Annotated in this window: 20 protein-coding genes and 1 riboswitch; of the genes, 10 read left to right on the top strand and 10 right to left on the bottom strand. The window is 65.6% G+C overall.

From position 1 onward, the window contains the following. The first annotated feature begins 15 nt into the window (after positions 1–15). The 5 genes from IGS74_RS12695 to queF all read left to right on the top strand — a co-directional run bounded on the left by IGS74_RS12695 (position 16) and on the right by queF (position 4,016). Positions 16–777 (top strand): GntR family transcriptional regulator, encoded by a 762-nt coding sequence (locus IGS74_RS12695; RefSeq protein WP_246722546.1) that lies wholly within the window; start codon positions 16–18, stop codon positions 775–777. After that, positions 767–2,359 (top strand): gamma-glutamyltransferase family protein, encoded by a 1,593-nt coding sequence (locus IGS74_RS12690; RefSeq protein ID WP_192386578.1) that lies wholly within the window; start codon positions 767–769, stop codon positions 2,357–2,359. The genes IGS74_RS12695 and IGS74_RS12690 overlap by 11 nt, the downstream gene beginning before the upstream one ends. Positions 2,360–2,428: 69 nt before the next feature. Continuing rightward, complete coding sequence (locus IGS74_RS12685) at positions 2,429–2,842, top strand: MbcA/ParS/Xre antitoxin family protein (protein ID WP_192386576.1); 414 nt, start codon at positions 2,429–2,431, stop codon at positions 2,840–2,842. Beyond that, positions 2,836–3,531 (top strand): RES family NAD+ phosphorylase, encoded by a 696-nt coding sequence (locus tag IGS74_RS12680; protein ID WP_206688256.1) that lies wholly within the window; start codon positions 2,836–2,838, stop codon positions 3,529–3,531. The genes IGS74_RS12685 and IGS74_RS12680 overlap by 7 nt, the downstream gene beginning before the upstream one ends. Positions 3,532–3,548: 17 nt before the next feature. Beyond that, positions 3,549–4,016 carry a preQ(1) synthase gene (gene queF / locus IGS74_RS12675; RefSeq protein WP_197057512.1) on the top strand — a complete coding sequence of 156 codons (468 nt, stop codon included), beginning with the start codon at positions 3,549–3,551 and terminating at the stop codon, positions 4,014–4,016. A gap of 7 nt (positions 4,017–4,023) precedes the next feature. On the opposite strand, the gene IGS74_RS12670 is transcribed toward queF, so the two are convergent. Next, entirely contained in the window at positions 4,024–4,776 is a 753-nt protein-coding gene (locus IGS74_RS12670; RefSeq protein ID WP_192386574.1) for a sulfite exporter TauE/SafE family protein, read from the bottom strand. Positions 4,777–4,779: 3 nt separating this feature from the next. Beyond that, on the bottom strand, positions 4,780–5,817 hold the full coding sequence (gene fba, locus IGS74_RS12665; RefSeq protein WP_192386572.1) for a class II fructose-bisphosphate aldolase: 1,038 nt from the start codon (positions 5,815–5,817) through the stop codon (positions 4,780–4,782). 165 nt (positions 5,818–5,982) lie between these two features. Between fba and IGS74_RS12660 the strand changes: the two genes are divergently transcribed. The 4 genes from IGS74_RS12660 to IGS74_RS12645 all read left to right on the top strand — a co-directional run bounded on the left by IGS74_RS12660 (position 5,983) and on the right by IGS74_RS12645 (position 8,726). Continuing rightward, entirely contained in the window at positions 5,983–6,750 is a 768-nt protein-coding gene (locus IGS74_RS12660; protein ID WP_192386570.1) for a DeoR/GlpR family DNA-binding transcription regulator, read from the top strand. Between the two features lie 3 nt (positions 6,751–6,753). Continuing rightward, a complete protein-coding gene (locus IGS74_RS12655; protein WP_192386568.1) occupies positions 6,754–7,518 on the top strand; it encodes a triose-phosphate isomerase in 765 nt (254 codons plus the stop codon). Between the two features lie 14 nt (positions 7,519–7,532). Beyond that, a complete protein-coding gene (locus tag IGS74_RS12650; RefSeq protein ID WP_192386566.1) occupies positions 7,533–7,997 on the top strand; it encodes an RpiB/LacA/LacB family sugar-phosphate isomerase in 465 nt (154 codons plus the stop codon). Between the two features lie 74 nt (positions 7,998–8,071). Next, a riboswitch (FMN riboswitch) is annotated at positions 8,072–8,204 on the top strand. Positions 8,205–8,288: 84 nt separating this feature from the next. After that, positions 8,289–8,726 carry a 6,7-dimethyl-8-ribityllumazine synthase gene (locus tag IGS74_RS12645; protein WP_192386565.1) on the top strand — a complete coding sequence of 146 codons (438 nt, stop codon included), beginning with the start codon at positions 8,289–8,291 and terminating at the stop codon, positions 8,724–8,726. Here the strand turns inward: IGS74_RS12645 and IGS74_RS12640 are convergent. From IGS74_RS12640 to IGS74_RS12605, 8 genes are all read right to left on the bottom strand, one after another. Beyond that, positions 8,723–10,411, bottom strand: a complete 1,689-nt coding sequence (locus IGS74_RS12640; protein WP_192386563.1) for a glycerol-3-phosphate dehydrogenase/oxidase — start codon at positions 10,409–10,411, stop codon at positions 8,723–8,725. The two genes, IGS74_RS12645 and IGS74_RS12640, sit on opposite strands and share 4 nt — an antisense overlap. Further along, positions 10,408–11,190 carry a DeoR/GlpR family DNA-binding transcription regulator gene (locus tag IGS74_RS12635; protein ID WP_192386561.1) on the bottom strand — a complete coding sequence of 261 codons (783 nt, stop codon included), beginning with the start codon at positions 11,188–11,190 and terminating at the stop codon, positions 10,408–10,410. The genes IGS74_RS12640 and IGS74_RS12635 overlap by 4 nt, the downstream gene beginning before the upstream one ends. Beyond that, positions 11,187–12,713: an FGGY-family carbohydrate kinase gene (locus tag IGS74_RS12630; protein ID WP_192386559.1), complete on the bottom strand. Its 1,527-nt coding sequence runs from the start codon at positions 12,711–12,713 to the stop codon at positions 11,187–11,189. Before IGS74_RS12630 ends, IGS74_RS12635 begins: the two co-directional genes overlap by 4 nt. Positions 12,714–12,802: 89 nt before the next feature. Then, entirely contained in the window at positions 12,803–13,648 is an 846-nt protein-coding gene (locus IGS74_RS12625) for a DeoR/GlpR family DNA-binding transcription regulator (RefSeq protein WP_192386557.1), read from the bottom strand. 53 nt (positions 13,649–13,701) lie between these two features. Then, the gene (locus IGS74_RS12620; protein WP_192391783.1) at positions 13,702–14,616 is read right to left on the bottom strand and encodes a D-ribose ABC transporter substrate-binding protein; all 915 of its coding nucleotides are present in this window, start codon (positions 14,614–14,616) and stop codon (positions 13,702–13,704) included. Positions 14,617–14,724: 108 nt separating this feature from the next. After that, entirely contained in the window at positions 14,725–15,813 is a 1,089-nt protein-coding gene (locus IGS74_RS12615; protein ID WP_192386555.1) for an ABC transporter permease, read from the bottom strand. A 26-nt stretch (positions 15,814–15,839) separates the two neighbouring features. After that, positions 15,840–17,375: a sugar ABC transporter ATP-binding protein gene (locus IGS74_RS12610; protein WP_192386553.1), complete on the bottom strand. Its 1,536-nt coding sequence runs from the start codon at positions 17,373–17,375 to the stop codon at positions 15,840–15,842. Next, complete coding sequence (locus IGS74_RS12605; protein ID WP_039193938.1) at positions 17,372–18,022, bottom strand: DUF2291 domain-containing protein; 651 nt, start codon at positions 18,020–18,022, stop codon at positions 17,372–17,374. Before IGS74_RS12605 ends, IGS74_RS12610 begins: the two co-directional genes overlap by 4 nt. Before the next feature lie 434 nt (positions 18,023–18,456). Between IGS74_RS12605 and IGS74_RS12600 the strand changes: the two genes are divergently transcribed. Beyond that, positions 18,457–19,422, top strand: a complete 966-nt coding sequence (locus IGS74_RS12600) for a sugar-binding transcriptional regulator (protein WP_192386551.1) — start codon at positions 18,457–18,459, stop codon at positions 19,420–19,422. Positions 19,423–19,445 lie beyond the last annotated feature (23 nt).

Below are 19,445 nucleotides of genomic sequence, written 5' to 3'. Positions count from 1 at the left end.
GCTATGAACAAGCCGATGGACGAGGAAAGCGACAAGCAGGCGGGTTTGGTGCGAATGGCAAAGAAGGAAGCGGCGGGAGAGAAGCTCACCCTGGCCACATCGATCTACAATTCCCTCAGGGCGGACATACTCGGAGCCCAACTGCGGCCGGGGGAGCGCCTGCGCATCGATGCGCTGGCCGAGCGTTTCGACGTATCGGGAAGCGCGGTGCGCGAGGCGTTGTCCAGGCTGTCGACGGAAAGGCTGGTCGACCGATACGAGCAGCGCGGCTTTCGGGTGCCGGCCGTCGCGCTGGAGGAATGGCGCGCTTTGGTGCGCACGCGCTGCTGGGTGGAAACGCGTGCCCTGGAGGAATCGATGAAGCGGCGCAGCGACGCGTGGGAAGATAGCCTCGTGCTGGCTTTCCACCGCCTGTCGCGCCTTGCCTGGTCGGCCGAGCCGGAAGCCCATGCCCAGTGGCAGCGGGCGCATCGCGTATTTCATCAGACCTTGATCGGCAATTGCGATTCCCCCTGGCTGGTCGAGTTCTGCGACACGCTCGCCGACCATGCGCAGCGCTACATCTCCGTTTCCAATGCCGTTCGCCGCGAGCCCCGGGATGGCGAAGCGGAGCATGAAAGGCTGATGAAGACCGCCCTTTCCGGCGATATCGAAGCCGCCTCTGCCGCGCTGACGGCGCACTACACCACTACACTGAAGGCCATCGAGAACGCCCTGGAGGCTTCCGACGGCGTGCCCGACACACTGACGATCGGACAGGATGAAAATGCAGCTTGAAATTGGCAATCCGTATGCGTCGCGCCGCTCTCCCGTCATGGCGCGGCAGATGGTTTCCACCTCGCAACCCCTGGCTACCGCTGCCGGGCTGGAGATGCTGCGGCGCGGCGGCAATGCGGTCGATGCCGCGCTTGCGGCGGCCATTACGCTGCCGGTCGTGGAGCCGACCGGTAATGGTCTGGGTTCCGACGCATTCTGCATTCTGTGGGATGGGGTGTCGCTGCATGGCTTGAACGCATCCGGCCACTCGCCGGCAAGCTGGACGCCCGAGCGATTTGCCGGGCTGGGCGCGATGCCGCGTCGCGGCTTCGACAGCGTGACGGTGCCGGGGGCCGTCTCCGCCTGGGTGGACTTGTCGTCACGCTTCGGCCGTCTGCCTTTCGAAGAGCTGTTCGAGCCGGCAGTCCGCTATGCGGAAGAGGGGTACCCGGTATCGCCCATCATCGCCGAGCAATGGCGCCGGGGCGCCGCAGAGCTGCACAGCCAGCCGGGTTTTGCGCAGACGTTCATGCCCGAAGGCCGTGCGCCCCGGGCCGGTGAAATCTTCCGCAGCGCGGAGATGGCGCGCACGCTGCGGCTGATCGCCGAAAGCCGCGGCGAGGCCTTCTATCGCGGAGAGCTCGCCGAGCGTATCCAGGCATTCGCCACGGAACACGGCGCGGCCATCACCGCCGCGGACATGGCGGCCCACACGAACGACTGGTGCGGCACGATCGAGCAGGGCTTCGGCGATGCCGCGCTGCACGAGATCCCGCCGAACGGGCAGGGCATCGCGGCCCTGATGGCGTTGGGCATGCTGAAGGGCAGCGGCATCGAGGATCTGGACCCCGATGGGCCGGAGGCGCTGCACCTGCAGATCGAAGCGATGAAGCTCGCCTTCATGGATATCCATGCCTTCGTGGCCGACCAGTTGTCGATGGATGAGGTCACGGCCTCGCACCTCCTCGATCCGGCCTATCTGGCGTCGCGCGCCGCGCTCATAGACCGGACACGGGCGCGGGAATATCCCGTCGGCGCCCCGCGTGACGGCGGCACGGTCTGCCTTGCCGCAGCCGATGCGGATGGCATGATGGTGTCCTTCATCCAGTCCAACTACGCAGGCTTCGGATCCGGCGTCGTGGTGCCGGGCACCGGTATCAGCCTGCAGAACCGCGCCTTCGGCTTCTCCACCAAAGCCGGGCATCCAAACCAGGTTGGCCCTGGCAAGCGCCCCTTCCATACGATCATTCCCGGCTTCGTCATGGGGGCCGATGGACCCTCCATGGCCTTTGGCCTGATGGGCGGCCCGATGCAGGCCCAGGGGCATGTGCAGATGATGCTGCGCACCCATGTCTGGGGGCAGGACCCGCAGATGGCGGCGGATGCGCCGCGCTGGCGTGTCATTGCCGGGCTGGATGTCGCGATAGAGGCGACGACCCGGCCGCACACCGTTTCGAGGCTGGCCGACATGGGCCATCGCCTGACGGTCGAGCCGGACACCGCAGGCTTCGGCTTCGGCGGGGCGCAACTGATCCGGAAAGTCGGTGAGGTTTATATCGCCGGGTCCGACCCACGAAAGGATGGGATGGCCGCCGGGTTCTAAAGTCCGTCTCGTATTGCCAAATGGCATTTAATGTTTATATTGATGCCAGATGACATTGAAGGGACGTCCATGGTACGGCTGACACCTGTCGATGTGGTGGGTTTGGCGCAGGCTTCGCCGCTGATAACCGACGATGAAGCGGCGGCCAGCTTCCGGGCGGCGGTGCGGCTTTTCTCGCGGTGGGGGCTGACCGATGAACAGGCCGCGGTGCTGCTGGACCTGGGCTTGCGCAGCTACCGCCGCTGGAAGGCGGACGGCCCGGGGCGCCTTGGACGGGACGGCAAGGCGCGCCTGTCCAACCTGATGGGGATTCACAAGGGCCTGCGGCTGATCTTCGGTGACTCTCCGCGTGTATACGCATGGATCAATGCGCCCAATGCGGCCTTTGGCGGCATGTCGGCGCTGGACGTGATGCTGCGGGGAGAGTTGACCGACCTCATCCGCGTTCGCCGCTATATCGACGCGGAGCGCGGTGGCTGGTGAGGGTCGTGAAAACGCGGTGGGCTAAGGCGGTCCGCATCATTCGCAGCATCTTCCCGCCGATCCACCTGTTCGAGGATATCGCCGATCCCGCCGATTGGCCGGCGATCATGGCCGCCGAGCAGAAGACCAACCCCCGGCTTGCCGAGCGCCTCGGCGAAGTCGAGCGCGTGCCGCCTGGCAGGCGCGTCGGCGGCGCGGGCGCATCCTATCTGATGGCGCCGTTCACGCATGTATCGGAAGACCGGCAGAGCCGCTTTTCCAATGGCAGCTACGGCGTTCTCTACGTGGCGGACCGGTTCGAGGTGGCGCTGGCCGAGACCATTCACCATCATGAGCGGTTCATGGCCGCGACGGACGAACCCGAAAGCTGGACCAACCAGTTTCGGGAAATCGTTCTCGATGTCGATGCGGATCTGCATATGGTGGACCCGCAGGCCGATGCCGCCCTGCTGCACCCGGACGATTATGCCCAGGCACAGGATGCCGCGGCAAGGCTGCGCGCCGCCGGGTCCAACGGCTTGCGCTATCCCAGCGTCCGGCAGCCGGGCGGGGAGTGCGTCGCGCTGTTTTATCCAGACTGCGCATCGGCGCCCGTACAGGGTCGGCATCTTGCCTATCACTGGAACGGACGATGCGTGGACCTCGTCCGCGATTACACCCATAACGGGGTTTTCCGCGTAGAGCGGTAGGCCAACGGACTGCAAGAGTGACGATGAGCGATATCTACAACGACCTGACGCAACTGGGACAGCCGACCGCGCTGCCGGCGAGTCCTGAGGAGGCCGTGCTGGAACGCGTGGCAAACCCGCAGGCCGGCATCCGCTATTGCGTCCGCTTTACCGCCCCGGAATTTACGTCGCTGTGCCCGATGACGGGCCAGCCGGACTTCGCCCATCTGGTGATCGATTACGTGCCGTCCGGGTGGCTGGTGGAAAGCAAGTCGCTGAAGCTCTATCTCGGCGCGTTCCGCAACCACGGCGCATTCCACGAGGATTGCACCATCTCCATCGCGCGTCGGCTGGTCGATCTGCTGGAACCCGAATGGCTGCGCATCGGCGGATACTGGTACCCGCGTGGCGGCATCCCCATCGACGTCTTCTGGCAGACGGGCGCGGTTCCGGGCGACGTCTGGATTCCAGACCAGGGCGTGCCGCCTTACCGGGGACGCGGCTGAAGACCCGTCAGGCGACGGCGCCGTAGATGATGTGCAGCGCCAACAGGGTCATGGTTATCTTGAAGGCCCGGCGGAAGATCGGCTCCGGCAACCTGTCCAGCGCAATCGTGCCCGCAAGCGAGCCGAGTGCCCCGGTGCCTATCATGGCGGCCAGCAGAGGGGCCCATTGCGCATAGGAAAAGCCGATCAGGCCGAAGGCAATGATCTTCAGCCCGTGCTGCACCACCATGCAGGTGGCGTGTGTGGCCACGAGCGCCTGTTTGACAAGGCCGCGTGCCGATAGAAGACCGGCGACGAGAGGGCCGGTGGCGCCCACGATCATCGTTGCTATCGAGGTGATCGCGCCGCCGGCGACGAAGGTGGCACGGCCCATGCGTTCGGGTTTTGGGCGGGCGCCGAAGACGGACCACAGGATGAACAGGCCGAGAGCCAGCTTCGCGGCCGTCTCGGGGATCGCCGCGGCGATGGGGGTGCCGATGGCGACGCCCGCGACACTGCCCAGAAAGAACCACAGCACGAGGGGCCAGGCGATGAACCGGCGCTGGATGGCGACGCGACTGGCGTTCGATCCAAGCTGCACGATGCCGTGAACCGCGAGCAGGCTGGCCGATGGCAGGCCCAGCCCGAGGATCGCCAGCATGGCAAGCCCGCCGCCAAGCCCGAGTGCCGCCGTCAGGGCGGATGTCAGGAAGCTGGCCACGATGATGGCCAGCCCGAAAACCGGGGAAACCTCCGGCGGCAGAAGGGACGCGAGGTCCATGCCTCAGGCGTATTGGCGCGCCATCGCCGACAGCGCGCGCGGCCGGATCGCCTCGGCCTGCCCGGCGGTGCCGAAGGCCTCGAACCGCGCAACGCAGACCTTGCGCATGCCGTCCATGGCCGGCTTCATGTATTTGCGCGGATCGAACTCGGCGGGATCGTTCCACAGGACGCTGCGGACCGCCGCCGTCACCGCAAGGCGCAGGTCGGTATCGATGTTGATCTTGCGCACGCCATGGCGGATGCCGCGCTGGATCTCTTCCACGGGCACGCCCCAGGTCGGCTTCAATGCGCCGCCATGGGCGTTGATGACGTCCTGCAGGTCCACCGGCACGGAGGAAGACCCGTGCATGACCAGATGCGTGTTGGGCAGGCGCTTGTGGATTTCCTCGATCACGCCCATGGCCAGCACGTCGCCGTCCGGCTGGCGGCTGAACTTGTAGGCGCCATGGCTCGTGCCCATCGCGACGGCCAGCGCGTCGACGCCGGTTTCGGCCACGAAGCGCTCCGCCTCTTCCGGATCGGTCAGAAGCTGGTCGTGCGACAGCGTACCCGTTGCGCCGTGGCCGTCTTCCTGGTCGCCCATGCCCGTTTCCAGCGAGCCGAGGACGCCCAGCTCTCCTTCCACGGACACGCCGGAGGAGTGGGCGATCTCGACCACCTTGCGGGTGATGTCGCGATTGTAGGCGTAGTCCGCCGGCGTGGTGCCGTCCGCCTTCAGCGAACCGTCCATCATGACCGAGGTGAAGCCGTTCTGGATGGCCGTCACGCAGGTCGCGACCGTGTTGCCGTGGTCCAGATGCATGCAGACCGGAATGTGCGGATACAGCTCGACGAGGCCGTCGATCAGCCGGGCCAGCACGATGTCGTTCGCATAGGCGCGCGCGCCCCGGCTGGCCTGGAGGATGACGGGTGAGCCCGTTTCGTCCGCGGCGGCCATGATGGCCAGCCCCTGTTCCATGTTGCTGATGTTGAAGGCCGGCACGCCATAGGCGTTTTCGGCAGCGTGGTCGAGCAGCTGTCTGAGTGTTATGCGCGCCAAAAGATGTCTCCTCGTCGATCGGCGAAATTGGCGATGCCGGCATGGCATACCGGGATTAAGGGCCTTGCACAGATATAACAAGCTGATCCTCAAAATAACAAAAATGATGTTGAATTTGACAGTGTGAATGTTAGGTTCATTCCGCATGGAGGGGCGGGGCCACCAATGAGGCCGGAACAGCGTCGTCACGAGATTATCGAGCTTCTGATCCGCGAGGGGGCCGCCTCTCTGGAATCGATGGCGCGCGCCTTCGAGGTGTCCACCATGACCATTCATCGCGATCTGGACGATCTGGAATCCGCCGGGTTGCTGCGCAAGATTCGCGGCGGGGCCACCATCGAGGCGGGCGGCCAGTTCGAATCGGATTTCCGCTATCGGGCCCGCGTCGCTGCGAAGGAAAAGCAGATGATCGCGCGGCGTGCCGCCGGCTTCATCGAGAAGCGCATGATCGTCATGGTGGACGACGGCTCGACCTCGCAGATGATCACGCCGCATCTCGTCGAATGCCGTCCGCTGACGGTCATCACCAACAATCTGGCGGTCATCGTCGAACTGTCGGGGCAGCCCGGCATCGAGCTGATCGCGCTTGGCGGCAGCTTTTCCAAGAAGTTCAACGGCTTCTTCGGCGTGTTGACGGAAAAGTCCATCGCCGAGCTGCGGGCGGACATCGCCTTTCTGTCGTCGTCGGCCATAGACGGGCGGACCGCCTTCCATCAGGACCAGGAGGTGCTGGAGGTCAAGCGCGGCATGATCGCCTCGTCTGCATCGCGCTACCTGATGGTGGATCATCGCAAGTTCGGGCGTACGGCCCTGCATCGTCTGGCCGATCTCGACGTCTTCGACGGCGTCGTCACATCCGCCGCCCTGCCACAGGAGAGGGCGGACGCCCTCAGGCAGGACGGCATCAAGCTCTATTTCGCGGAAGAAGGTTGAAGCATGGTCGATAAGCCGCATGTCTGGATCGGCACGAGCTGGAAAATGAACAAGACGCTGGCGCAGGCGCGTGCCTTCGCCGAGCGCCTTGCGGCCGAGATAGGCGATCCGCGTATCCAGCGCTTCGTCATTCCGCCCTTCACCGCCGTGCGGGAGGTCAAGTCCATCCTCTCGGCAAGCGACGTGAAAGTGGGCGCGCAGAACATGCATTGGGCAGAAGCCGGCGCCTGGACGGGCGAGATTTCGGCACCCATGCTCGTGGATTGCGGGCTCGATATCGTCGAACTCGGTCATTCCGAACGCCGCGAGCATTTCGGCGAGACGGACGAGACCGTCGGGCTGAAGACCGAGGCTGCCCTTCGCCATGGGCTGACGCCGCTGATCTGCATCGGCGAGACGGAACGCGAAAAAGACGCCGGACAGGCCGACGCCGTGCTGGCCCGGCAGGTAGAGGGCGCGCTCGGCCGGCTGGACGATGCGCAGAAGGCCATGCCCATCCTGTTCGCCTATGAGCCGGTTTGGGCTATCGGAGAGGGCGGCAAGCCGGCCAGCGCCGCCTATGCCGATGCCCGTCAGGAACGCATCATCGAGCTGGCGCGCGCCATCACGGGCAGGACGGTGCCATGCCTGTACGGCGGCAGCGTCAATCCGGGCAATTGCGAGGAACTGATCGCCTGCCCACATGTCGACGGACTTTTCATCGGGCGTTCGGCCTGGCAGGTCGAGGGTTATCTCGACATCCTGGCAAAATGCGCCAAGGCACTTTAACGAAAGGAAAAATCATGAAAATCGCAATCGCCGGAGACAGTGCGGGCGCACCCCTGGCCAAGGTTCTGGCCGACCATCTGAAGGGCAAGCCGGGCCTCGAAGTGTCCGAAGTCTCGACGCCGCCGGCCGGTACCGACGAATATTATGCCAATCTTTCGGAGCGTGTGGCCAAGGGGGTTCTCGACGGCACCTACGACCGCGCCATCCTGTGCTGCGGCACGGGTATCGGCGTGGCCCTGTCGGCCAACAAGGTGCCGGGCATTCGCGCGGCGCAGACGCACGACACCTATTCGGCCGAGCGGGCCGCGCTGTCCAACAACGCGCAGATCATCACCATGGGTGCGCGCGTGATCGGGGCGGAACTGGCGAAATCCATCGCCGACGCGTATCTGGCAAACGAGTTCGACCCTGCCGGCAAGTCGGCCGGCAATGTCGAGGCGATCAACGCGCTCGATTCAAAATATCATCCGGTTGGCTGAACACGCCGTTCACACACGCAAGACTTGCCCCGGCGGATCGGCCGGGGCAATGAGATATCGAAGACATAAGACTTCAAGGTTCTCGGGGCGGGGTGAAACTCCCCACCGGCGGTACAGCCCGCGAGCGCCTGCCGGCAACGGCAGGGTCAGCAGAGTCCGGTGAGATTCCGGCGCCGACGGTTACAGTCCGGATAAGAGAGAACGGCCAGTACCCGCGCGCACGTCCTGTTTGCGCGGGCGCCGGCCTGTTTGCGGCCCGACTCCTGTTCAACACCTGTTCTGGACGCCGCAATGACAAACACCCTTAGGATAGCTTTCATCAAGGCCCGCTGGCACGCCGACATCGTCGATCGGGCCCATGCGGGGTTTGCCGAAGCGATGGCGCAGAGCGGCCGGCCGCACACGCTGGATAGCTTCGACGTGCCCGGCGCTTTCGAAATGCCGCTACTTGCCCAAAAGCTTGGACACAGCGGGCGATACGACGCCGTCGTCGCCGCCGCGCTGGTGGTTGACGGTGGCATCTACCGCCACGACTTCGTCGCGGCTGCCGTGGTGAACGGCCTTATGGACGCCCAGATGAAGACGGGCGTGCCGACCTTTTCGGTGTCGCTGACGCCGCATCACTTCCAGCCGTCGGCCGAGCACGTGGCCTTCTTCACCGAGCACTTCGTCAAGAAGGGCAAGGAGGCTGCAGCGGCTGTTCTGGCCATCGCCGATCTCGGCATCTAGCCGGCGGCAGACAAGCGCATCTGGTTGTCGCGGGTCAGGCGCGTGGACAGGTCGGCAACCTCGCTGGCCCGCGTGGCGTCGGTCCAGCCAAGGGCCGCCGCGGCTATGTCCGCGACGGCTTCCAGATCCCGCATCGTCAGCGTACCGCAGACGGCAAGCGTCGTGCGGCGCATGACGATGTCGGAGAGATGCCGCACATGCTCGTGCCGCGCGATATGGCCGATCTCGGCAAGGCTGTAATCGGAGCTGTCCGGCAAACGCGCATCGCCTTGCTGCGCTTCGGCAGCGGCGAAGGCGGCCGCCGTGGTGCCATAGCGCGACAAAAGCGCACCGACGCGTTCGATTCCCAGGCCGGTCCTGCGGGCAACGCCGTCGACCCAGGCGTGCCGTTCGCCGTCGGATGCCGGAAAATCGCGCCCGCCGCCGATGGGCAGGGATTGCGTCGATACCTGCCTTGTCCGCCCGAGCCGCCCGAGCACCGTATCGGCAACCTCCTCGGCAAACCCCCGGAAGGTAGTCCACTTGCCGCCGACCAGCGACACGATGGGAAAGCTGCGCCGGCCGGACGGTTCGTCCACCGGAGCCGAATGATCGCGGCTGATGAGCCCCGGATTGGTGGCGTCGGAGGCGGGAAGGGGCCGGATGCCGCTATAGGCGTAGACGATCTGCGCGCGGGAGAAGGAGAGTTTCGGCAAGAGGGCCGAAAGGCTGGCAAGGAGATAGTCGATCTCTGCGTCCTCGCAGCGGACGGTGTCCGGGTTGGCGGCGGGAATATCGGTAGAGCCGACGAGGGCGCGTCCGAGATAGTCGTAGACGAGGCAGATGCGGCCGTCATCGGCCTCGAAATAGATCATCCGGCCATCTAGCATGCGCACCAGCTCGTCATGATCCAGCAGGATGTGCGAGCCTTTCGTGCCGCCGATCAGGCGGGACGGTGCGCCCAGCGCCGCGTTGACCGTATCGATCCACGGACCGGCGGCGTTGACGACGATGCGTGGCCGCACGGCATATGCGGCGCCGTCGTGGCCCTCGAGGTGCAGGACGTCCCCGTCGAAACCCTTCAGCGTCGTATCGTTCAACGCCATCGAGCGGGGCATTGCCGCAAGCCCATCGGCGACGAGTTCGTAGACGAGGCGTTCCGGACGGGCGATCCAGGCGTCGTAGTAGCGCCCGGCCGCGACGATGCGCGGCGTCAGCGCCGGTATTTCCCTGAGGGCCCTGCCTTTGCCGTACAGCGTGTGCCGCGGCATCACGCGGTGCTTCGCACCGTAGATGTCGTACATGGCCATGCCGATCTTGACGATGGCGGCGCCCCGGCTGCGCGGCGCGGTCGTGGAGCCGAACAGGGTTCGCAGGGCCGCCCATGCGCCCTTGGTCCATGAAAAGATCGGAATGATCGTCGGCAGCGGATGCACCGCGTGTGGGGCGTTGCGGAGCAGGAGGTTGCGCTCCAGCGTGGATTGGCGCACGAGCCCGAACTCGCCCGTCTCCAGATATTTGATGCCGCCATGGATCAGGCGCGAGGGTGCGGCGCTGGTGCCGGACCCATAGTCGCCCTTGTCGACGATCAGGCAGCGTACGCCTTGCTCGCACAGATCGCGGAACAGGCCCGCGCCGTTGATCCCGGCTCCCAGGATGAGGACATCGAAATCGTCGGGCGTGCCGTTGATGGGTGCTTCGCTCATGATCCGCTTTTCCTGGAAGAGGCTGTTTCTATCCGGATACCCGCGTCGCGAAGTCCGGAAACCGTTTGCGCCGACAGTCCTGCATCGACGATCACCGTATCGAACGTGTCCAGCGGCGCGAACTCGTGCAGCGCCACGCGGCCGAACTTGGAGCCGTCCACCAGCAGGATGCGCTGGCGCGCCGAGGCCAGCATCGCCTGCTTTATTCGCACGATCTGCGAATCCTGGATGAAGGCGGTGGCACCGTCGACAGCAGAGGCGGAACAGATCGCCACGTCCGCCCGCAGCCGGCCGAGCGCGGTTTCGCACAGGTGCCCGATATAGGCGTCGTAGGTGCGGTGGTACTGGCCGCCGGGACACAGGAGATCCACCCCGTCGAGCCCGCGCAGGACATCGGCGGCGGCCAGGCTGTTGGTGACGACGCTGATGGGCGTCCTGGCAGCCAGAAGGGGCGCCAGCGCCGTCACCGTGGTCGAATCGTCCAGCATGACGACCTGTCCCGGCTCGATATGCCGAAGCGCCGCCTGCGCAAGCTGCGCCTTCTCCTGCACGGCGATGCCGCTGCGATAGCGAAACAGGCTCTCATAGATGCCGGAGGGCTGCGCGCTGACCGCTCCGTGGAGCTTGTGCAGTATGCCGCGCTGTGCCAACTGGTCGACGTGGCGATGTATGGTCATGCGCGAGACGCCGAAGCGTTCCACCAGCTCCTCCACGCGCACATGGCCACGCTCTGCGACGAAGGCGGCGATCTCCTCGCGCCGGTCCGCTCCGCGCGTCATTGCCGGCCCCCTTCGCTCAAGGATTCCAGTTGCGGCCACAAGGGCGCCATCGCATCCGCAAGATTGCGGTACACCGCGTAGCGCGCCGACAGCGCGGCATGGCGGGCCGCGTCGGGCCGATAGGTCGGCCCGTCGACGGCCGCGCCGCGCGGATCGGCCATCGGGCTGTCGTACAGGCCGACCGCCGCCCCGGCGCAGAGCGCGGCACCGAAGGCGGCGGTTTCTTCGGTCGTGGACAGGGTGACCGGGCGGTCGATGATATCGGCGAAAAGCTGGGCAAATGCAGGGTTGCGGGAGATGCCCCCCGTCAGGCGCGCCGCCTCGAAGCGGAATCCATCCGCAAGGGCGTCGATATGATAGCGGTGGTTGAAGGCGATTCCTTCCAGCACGGCGCGCAGCATGTCGCCCCGCGTGTGCCAGCCATGCAGGCCGAAGAAGCCGGCGCTTGCCGGACCGGCCTGCGGCGAGCCGAACAGATACGGATGGAAGAGGATGCCAGAGGGCCGCGCCAGTGCCGCGTCAAGCTCTGCCGCCGCAAGGGTGTGGATGGGCCGACCACCGGCATGCGACGCCTCAAGCTCTGCCGTGAAGACCGTATCGAGGAACCAGTCGTAATTGGCGGCCGACGCCGGCGAGATCGACATGGCGTTCCACTGGCCGGGCGCGATGCCGTTGCGGCAGAACCAGCGCGCATCGACACGCGGCGTGTCGGTGACGACCTCGTTGATCGAGTAGGTGCCCGCCACGATATCGACCACGCCGTGCCGGTGCCCGCCCGCGCCCAGCGCCGAGGCGGTCACGTCATGAAGGCCGCAGGCGACGGGCGTTCCTTCGACGAGGCCTGTGGCCGCCGCCGCCTGCGCGGTGACGTGGCCGACGATTTCGGCCGAACCCGCCATGGGGGCAAGGGCATCGAAGATGCCGGACAGTCCGAACAATTCCGCCGCCGGCCTGGAGTATTCTTGCGTCTTGACGTCGGTAAAGGAGGTGCTGGCCTCCGTGCGGTCCGTGCCGATCGTATCGGTCAGGCAGAAGCGCAGCCAGTCCTTGCAGCCGAGCACGTGCCCGATGCGCGCATACCGCTCGGGCTCGTTGTCGCGGATCCAGGCCAGAAGGGCCGACGGGGCGGATACGTGCGGCGCCTGGCCGGTCAGCTCCAGCGCGGCATCGAAAAGGCCGGCGCCCGACCAGCGCTTCACGATGTCCAGTGCGCGGCTGTCCAGGGAAAGGATACCCGGCCCGAGCGGTTGGCGCTCCCGGTCCAGCAGATACAGTCCGTCGCCGTGCGCCGTGGCGGCAATGGCGACGATATCGCCGGCCGGGCGGCCGGACGAGGCGAGGGCATCGCGGATCGCCTCCGCCGTCGCCCGCCACAGGCCGGCCATGTCGCGTTCGACGTGGCGGGGATGGGGGATGTCCTGCGGCACCCTTCGCCGTGCCACCGCAAGCTGCCGCCCATCCGCGTCGAAAATGACGGCCTTGGTGACGGTGAGCCCGTTATCGATACCCAGGATTGATGGCACGACCGCAAACCTCCCGTGCGATTCCGTGCCGGAGTGTTACAACAGTCGAAATGTAACGGCAATATTTGTTACGATGCCTGCGATCAGCGTTAGCGCACGGGCGCGACCACGACGTTGATCCCCTTGTCCCGCAGGCGCGAGACGTGTTCCCCGGGCGTATGGCCATCGACGATCACGGTGTCGAACTCGGAAAGGGCAGCAAAGCCGTGCAGCGCGCGCCTTTCGAATTTCGTATGATCGATCAGCAGGATGCGCCGGGCCGACGCGTTGAACATGGCGCGCTTTGTCTCGATCATCTCGGGTGACTGGTGGAAGACGATGTCGTCGGTAACCGCGGCCATGGAGATGAACAGCGTGTCGGCCCGCAGGCGCGAAATTTCGCTGGTCGTCATGCGGCCCATGAACGCGTTGCACCAGTTGTAATATTGTCCGCCGAGGCCGAGCAGGGTCAGGTCGCGAACGGCCTTCAACTCGTTCATCAATGTCAGGGAATTGGTGATGCAGGTCAGCGGCACCTTCATCGGCAGATGCCGGGCCATCTGCTGAACGGTGGTCGAATCGTCGAAGAACAGGGCCTGCCCCGGCTCCACGAACTGCATGGCGGCTTCGGCGATGGCCTCCTTCTCGGCGGCCTGCCTGTTGGCGCGATAGACGTCGCTGGATTCGATCAGACTGGTCGGGGCGGCCGAGACGACACCACGCGCCTTGCGCAGCAGGCCGCGGCTGACGAGTTCGTCGAGATCGCGGTGCGCCGTCATGAGGCTGACGCCGAAGCGCGCCGTCAGATCTTCGATCCGCATGGACCCTTCGGCCATGACGGTCTGGGCAATGGACTGGCGGCGGGCAAGCTGGCGGGCCTGCCGCGAGTCGCTCAGGGAATCGTCCGCGGCGACGGCCACCGCCGGATCGTTGTCGTCGGATTTTCCTGCCGCCATCTGTCTCCCCCCTCAAATGGAAGGGGGCGGCCGGGCCGCCCCTTTCTTCGACATTACTGCTCGAGCACGAAGGGCGAGGTGTACTTGTCGACATTGTCCTTGGTGATCAGGACGCAGTCGAAAAGCTGCTTCTCGGCGGGGGCGCCCGTCTCGCCGTTCTTGATGAAGTTGTCGGCCTGGCGCACGGCTTCCTCCGCAAACACGGCAACCGGCTGCAGCACCGTGTAGGCGAGTTCGCCGGCCTTGATGGCGGCGACCGCATCGGGCGAGCCGTCGAAGCCGCCAACCGTGACGTCGCCGAGCTTGCCGGCCTGCTTGAGGGCGGCGATGGCGCCAAGCGCCATTTCGTCGTTACCGCTGATCACGCCGTTGATGTTGGGGTTGGCCTGCAGCAGGCTCTGCATGCGGTTGAAACCCTGGGTGCGATCCCAGTTGGCAACTTCCTGGCCAACCTTCTCGAGGTCGGGATACTGGCTGAGAACGGTCGTGTAGCCGTTGGAGCGGGTCGCCGCGTTATTGTCGGACGGCGCGCCGAGCAACTCGACATAGGTGGCCTTATCGCCAAGGATCTCCACCCATTGCTGTGCGCCCAGCGCCGCGCCCTGCGCGTTGTTGGACACGAGCTGCGACTTGGCGAGGCCCTCCTGGTTGATCTCGGCGTTGACGAGGAAGACCGGGATGCCCGCATTGACGGCCTTGCGCACCGCGCCCACCGAACCGTCGGCATTGGCGGGATCGAGGATGATGGCGACCGACTGGTTGGTGATCGCGGTATCGATCAGGTTGCTTTCGGTGTTGGTGTCGCCGCGATGGGCCCCGACGGTGGCGTCGTAGCCGAGTTCCTTGGCTGTCTTGGAGGCGACTTCGCCTTCGGTGAACCAGTACGGGTTCGACGGATCGTTGACGATGATCGTCACCAGGCCTTCGGCCGAAGCCGTAGTGGCGAAGGACGGTGCGATGGATACCATGCCTGCCAGAAGCAGGGCCTTGATTGTCTTGCGCATGCTCACTTTTCTCCCGTGCGTTGCACTCAAGTGGAGCCGGTTGCCCGGCGATCTTCCGCCGTAGACCGGCCCTCAGGCCGTGGAACCCTGCTGCGGAGAAGGGGCGGCGGCTGCCGGCGCGGTGCGCTTGGGCCGGCGGCCGTACTGGATGCTGTTCAGAAGGACGGCAAGCACGATCACCGCACCGGTGAAGACCGTCTGCCAGTAGGACGACACGCCGATGATGACGAGGCCGTCGCCCAGGAAGCCGATGACGAAGGCGCCCAGCAGCGTGCCGCGGATGGTGCCCCGGCCACCGGTCAGCGCCGCGCCGCCCACCACGACGGCAGCGATGGCCGTCAATTCGTAGGTGGTGCCGGCGGTGGGGCCGGCCGAGGTGAGCTGCGAAGACAGGACCAGGCCGGCGATGGCCGCGCACATGCCGGACAGGATGTAGACCATCAGCGTGGTGAAGCGCACCGGAACGCCCGAAAGCTCGGCCGCCCGTGCGTTGCCGCCGGTGGAGTAGATCCAGCGCCCGAAGGCCGTGCGGTTGAGCATGATGCTGGCTATGACGGCCACGACCGCCAGGATGATGACGCCGATGGGCACGCTGAACAGCCGGTTGAAGCCCAGCCAGTCGAAGCCGGTGTTGCCAAGTTCGGGCCGGCCGGCAAGGTTGTTGTAGGTCAGGCCGTTGGTCATCAGCAGCGCAACGCCGCGCGCCACGTAGAGCACGCCGAGCGTGGCCACGAAGGCCGGCACCTTGAAGAAGGCGATGAGCACTCCGTTGATGGCGCCCACGAAGGCTCCGAGCATCAATGTCAGCACCACCACCGCCCAGACCGGCGGATAGGCGACGATGCCGAAGGCCTCAAGCGTCACGCCCTGCATCAGGAAGCCGGCGACGACGCCGGCGAGCCCCAGCGTGGAGCCGACCGAAAGGTCGATGCCGCCCGTCAGGATCACCAGCAGCATCCCGATGGCCAGAAGCCCGAAGATCGCCACATGCGACGACATGACGAGGAAGTTGTTGACCGTGAAGTAAACCGGCGACAGCACCGAGAAGACGATGATGATCGCGATCAGCGCGAAGAAGGCGCGCCCTTCCAGCAGCAGCCGGGCAAGGTCGAACCCGCCTGCCCGGGAGGCCTGCTTCGAGGGTGAAGTGGTGTCGGCCATGTTCGCGGCTCCGCTCTTGTCTCTGGTCATGCGACGACGGCCTCGCCCGACGCGGCCATGATCTGTTCCTTGCTCACGTCGGAGCCGAACTCGGCCGCGATGCGGCCCCGGCTCATGACGATGATGCGATGGGCAATGGAAAGGCACTCTCCGACTTCGGAGGTGGAATACACGACGGCCAGGCCTTCCGTGGCGCGGCCCGCCAGAAGCTTGAACACCTCGGCCTTGGCGCCGATGTCGATGCCACGGCTCGGCTCGTCCAGCAGCACGACGCGCGGCCCGGTCGCCAGCATCTTGCCGATGACGACCTTCTGCTGGTTGCCGCCCGAAAGCGAGCCGATGGGCGCTTCCGGCCCACCGGTCTTGATGTGGACGCGGCCGATGGACTCCTTCACCAGGTCGCGCTCCTTGCGGCCCGAGGTGAAAAGCCCGCGCGTGAAGGCCTTGATGCTGGCCAGCGACAGGTTTTCGCCGACGCTCATGGTCTGCACCAGCCCGTCGCGCTGCCGGTCTTCGGGGATCAGCACCAGCCCGCGCTGGATGCGCTCGGCGATGGATAGGCGCGACACGTCCTGCCCCTCCAGCACGACCTGTCCGGCCGCCAGCGGGACGCGCCCGGCCACCGCTTCCAGGAGCTCGGTGCGGCCCGCGCCCATGAGCCCGTAGATGCAGACGATCTCGCCGGCACGCACGTCTAGGCTGAGCCTGTCGACGACATCGACCCCGCTGGAGGATTCGGTCACGCTGACATTGCGCACCGACAGCGCCACCGGCCCGAAATCGTAGCCGGCGGGCGGCGAGCCAAGGTCGAAGTTCTCGCCCACCATGTTGCGGACGATCCACTCCAGGTCGATATCGCGGCGCTCGGCCTTGGCCGTCATGCTGCCGTCGCGCAGGACGACCGCATGATCGGTGATCTGCAGCGCCTCTTCCAGGTGATGCGAAATATAGACGATGGCGACGCCGCGCGCCTTCAGGTCACGGATGACCTTGAACAGCACCTCCACCTCGGACGCGCTGAGCGCCGAAGTCGGCTCGTCCATGATGAGAATGCGCGCGTTGATGGACAGCGCCCGGGCAATCTCGACGATCTGCTGCTGCCCCAGCCGCAGTTCCTCGACCGGGGTGAGGGGATCGATATCCTCTTCCAGCTCCTCCATCAGGGCGCGGGCCTGCCGTTCTTCCTCGGCAAAGTCGACGCCCATCGGGCCGCGGATCTCGCGTCCCATGAAGATGTTGTCCCGCACGCTGAGATTGGGCGCCAGGCTGAGTTCCTGGTGGATGATGGAGATACCGCGATCGCGCGCGTCCACCGAAGAAGAGAAGGTGACGGACTGTCCATCGAGGATGACTTCGCCCGATGTCGGCGGCGTTACGCCCGACAGGATGCGCATGAGGGTGGACTTGCCGGCACCGTTTTCGCCGAACAGGGTCGTCACCTCGCCGCGGCGGACGTCGAAGTTGACGCCCTTCAATGCGTGGATGTTGCCGTATGATTTGGCGACGTTTCGCGCGGAAAGAACCGTTTCGCCGATGCCGCCGGCCTGCCGGGGCGCGCTCATTCGACCGACATCCGAACCGGCGTCACGAGCCAGCTCTTCGGGTTGATGAGGCGGAAGGCGCCGGTGACCGTGATCGTCTTGCCGTTCAGGTTGGCAGTGTCGACGCCGGCCAGCACCTGCTTCTTCATCTCCTCGTTCAGCGCCGCACCGGCGTTCTGGTACTCGATCTGGTTGGTGAACTGGCCAAACTCGATCGTGCCGGGCGCATCCCGCAACTCGGTGCCGTTGATGGCCGGCCCGGTCTGGACGCGGATGACGAGATCGTCGGGCGCGCCCTCGACCGTGACGGGGTAGATGCCGGAGCGCGGTTCGCCGGCGACACCGGTGAAGGTGACGGACATGACGGGCGCGATACCGGACGGCGTGCCGTGCTGCGCGACGGCCTCATCCTTGTTGGCGGCGATGGCGGCGGCCAGCGCCGCCGCATCCGTCGCCTTGCCCTCGATGGCCGACTGCACGTTCGGGAATTCCTCGGCGCCATACGTCTCGGGCGAGAAGCCCTGGGCGCGCGCGCCTTCGGCGGAATCGACGCTCACATAGGTCGTGTCGAGCGCGATGGCTGCAAGGAGCGCCACCGCCGTGGCGGCAAGAACCATGTGGCTGGGGCGAAAGCGCGCGCGGCGCGCGGCGACGGCCTCTGTACTCATGGGCGGATCAACCTCCGGTTCGGCTGAAGTGTCTGGAAGAATCGAAATGCCTTGCGATGGCCCACGCGGTCGCCGCGTCGCGGTGGTGCGACGACCGGCAGCACGGCCGTATCGGCTGAACCTGACATTGAGCCTTCCTCCCGATGACGCGTTTTCCTGCCGTGTTCCTCCCGGCAGGGCGTCGCATTGCAAAGCATGGTCCCAATGGGACGTGATATGTCTGTGTTAAGTTTCAGGTCGATAATGTTATATACCACTTCCCCCTGTCAATCCTCGCCGTTAGCCGTAATCATCGCATCCCTGCACTTCTCGCGGTGCAGCATGGTTTTGTGCGGCATTTGGCGCCCCGGCGGCCAATTTGACTTGTGAGATGGAAAGTGAAAGAATTTTCGCCAACATAAAATAATTTCACCTGTAGCAGGGTGTGGAGGGTCATGTCCCGCATATTGCGCCGCCCGGCAGACGACAGCCTTGCCATCCGCGCGGCATGGCTGCATTTCGGCGCCGGCCTGACGCAGGCCGAAGTTGCCGAGCGGCTGGGCGTATCGAGCGTCAAGGCGCATCGTCTGGTTGCGCGCGCCAGTCAGACGGGCGCGGTCAAGGTGATTATCGAGGGCGATGTCACCGAGTGCCTCCAGCTGGAGGACCAGCTGTCGGAGCGTTTCGGCCTGACGCGTTGCGAGGTTGTGCCCGATCTCTTCGAAAGCGGATTGCCGCTGCGGGCGCTGGGCATGGCCGGCGCCGCCTTCATGCGCCGCGAGATCGAAACCATGCAGGGCGGCGGCGTGATCGGGCTTGGCCACGGACGCACGCTGGCGGCCGCAATCTCCTCCATGCCGAAGGTGGATGGCGGGCAGGTGCGCTTCGTTTCGCTGCTCGGCGGGCTCACCCGCAACTTCCTGGCCAATCCGCATGACGTGATGCACCGTCTGGCCGAGAACACCGGCGCGGCCGCCTATGTGCTGCCGGTTCCGTTTTTCGCCAATTCGGTGGCGGATCGCGATGTGCTGCTGGCGCAACGCGGCGTCAACGATGTTTTCCAGATGGCGTTGAACGCCGACCTGATGTTCGTCGGCATCGGCATCGCGCAGCCAGAGGCGCAGCTTGTCGCCTCGCGCATGATCGATATCGAGGAGATCCGCGAGGTGCAGGCCGGGGGTGGCGTCGGGGAAATGCTGGGCCACTTCTTCGACAGGGATGGCCTGCCCATCGAGACATCATTGTCCGCCCGCACCGTTTCGCCCGGGATCGACCTCCTGAAGAACAGGCGGATCGTGGCGCTGGCCGGCGGCGAAAGCAAGGTTCGGGGCATACGCTCGGTGCTCAAAAGCGGGCTTCTGGCCGGGCTGATAACCGACGAGAAGACCGCATCCGCCCTGCTTGAGACGGATTCGTTCTGAGGCCGGGGATGGGAGGAAAGACA

This window comes from Aureimonas sp. OT7 (assembly GCF_014844055.1).
Taxonomy (GTDB): domain Bacteria; phylum Pseudomonadota; class Alphaproteobacteria; order Rhizobiales; family Rhizobiaceae; genus Aureimonas; species Aureimonas altamirensis_A.
The sequence above is the reverse complement of the archived record's forward strand: the minus strand, read 5'-3'. Positions and strand labels throughout refer to the sequence as shown.

What these genes read in the sequence shown, in the direction of transcription:
- IGS74_RS12650 (WP_192386566.1), top strand. Translation starts at nt 7,533, where the DNA reads ATGAAAATCGCAATCGCCGGAGACAGTGCGGGCGCACCCCTGGCCAAG.
- IGS74_RS12600 (WP_192386551.1), top strand. Translation starts at nt 18,457, where the DNA reads ATGTCCCGCATATTGCGCCGCCCGGCAGACGACAGCCTTGCCATCCGC.
- IGS74_RS12635 (WP_192386561.1), bottom strand. Translation starts at nt 11,190, where the DNA reads ATGACGCGCGGAGCGGACCGGCGCGAGGAGATCGCCGCCTTCGTCGCA.
- IGS74_RS12695 (WP_246722546.1), top strand. Translation starts at nt 16, where the DNA reads ATGGACGAGGAAAGCGACAAGCAGGCGGGTTTGGTGCGAATGGCAAAG.
- IGS74_RS12655 (WP_192386568.1), top strand. Translation starts at nt 6,754, where the DNA reads ATGGTCGATAAGCCGCATGTCTGGATCGGCACGAGCTGGAAAATGAAC.
- IGS74_RS12625 (WP_192386557.1), bottom strand. Translation starts at nt 13,648, where the DNA reads ATGGCGGCAGGAAAATCCGACGACAACGATCCGGCGGTGGCCGTCGCC.
- IGS74_RS12685 (WP_192386576.1), top strand. Translation starts at nt 2,429, where the DNA reads ATGGTACGGCTGACACCTGTCGATGTGGTGGGTTTGGCGCAGGCTTCG.
- IGS74_RS12620 (WP_192391783.1), bottom strand. Translation starts at nt 14,616, where the DNA reads ATGGTATCCATCGCACCGTCCTTCGCCACTACGGCTTCGGCCGAAGGC.
- IGS74_RS12690 (WP_192386578.1), top strand. Translation starts at nt 767, where the DNA reads ATGCAGCTTGAAATTGGCAATCCGTATGCGTCGCGCCGCTCTCCCGTC.
- IGS74_RS12605 (WP_039193938.1), bottom strand. Translation starts at nt 18,022, where the DNA reads ATGAGTACAGAGGCCGTCGCCGCGCGCCGCGCGCGCTTTCGCCCCAGC.
- IGS74_RS12660 (WP_192386570.1), top strand. Translation starts at nt 5,983, where the DNA reads ATGAGGCCGGAACAGCGTCGTCACGAGATTATCGAGCTTCTGATCCGC.
- IGS74_RS12640 (WP_192386563.1), bottom strand. Translation starts at nt 10,411, where the DNA reads ATGAGCGAAGCACCCATCAACGGCACGCCCGACGATTTCGATGTCCTC.
- IGS74_RS12645 (WP_192386565.1), top strand. Translation starts at nt 8,289, where the DNA reads ATGACAAACACCCTTAGGATAGCTTTCATCAAGGCCCGCTGGCACGCC.
- IGS74_RS12610 (WP_192386553.1), bottom strand. Translation starts at nt 17,375, where the DNA reads ATGAGCGCGCCCCGGCAGGCCGGCGGCATCGGCGAAACGGTTCTTTCC.
- IGS74_RS12670 (WP_192386574.1), bottom strand. Translation starts at nt 4,776, where the DNA reads ATGGACCTCGCGTCCCTTCTGCCGCCGGAGGTTTCCCCGGTTTTCGGG.
- IGS74_RS12615 (WP_192386555.1), bottom strand. Translation starts at nt 15,813, where the DNA reads ATGGCCGACACCACTTCACCCTCGAAGCAGGCCTCCCGGGCAGGCGGG.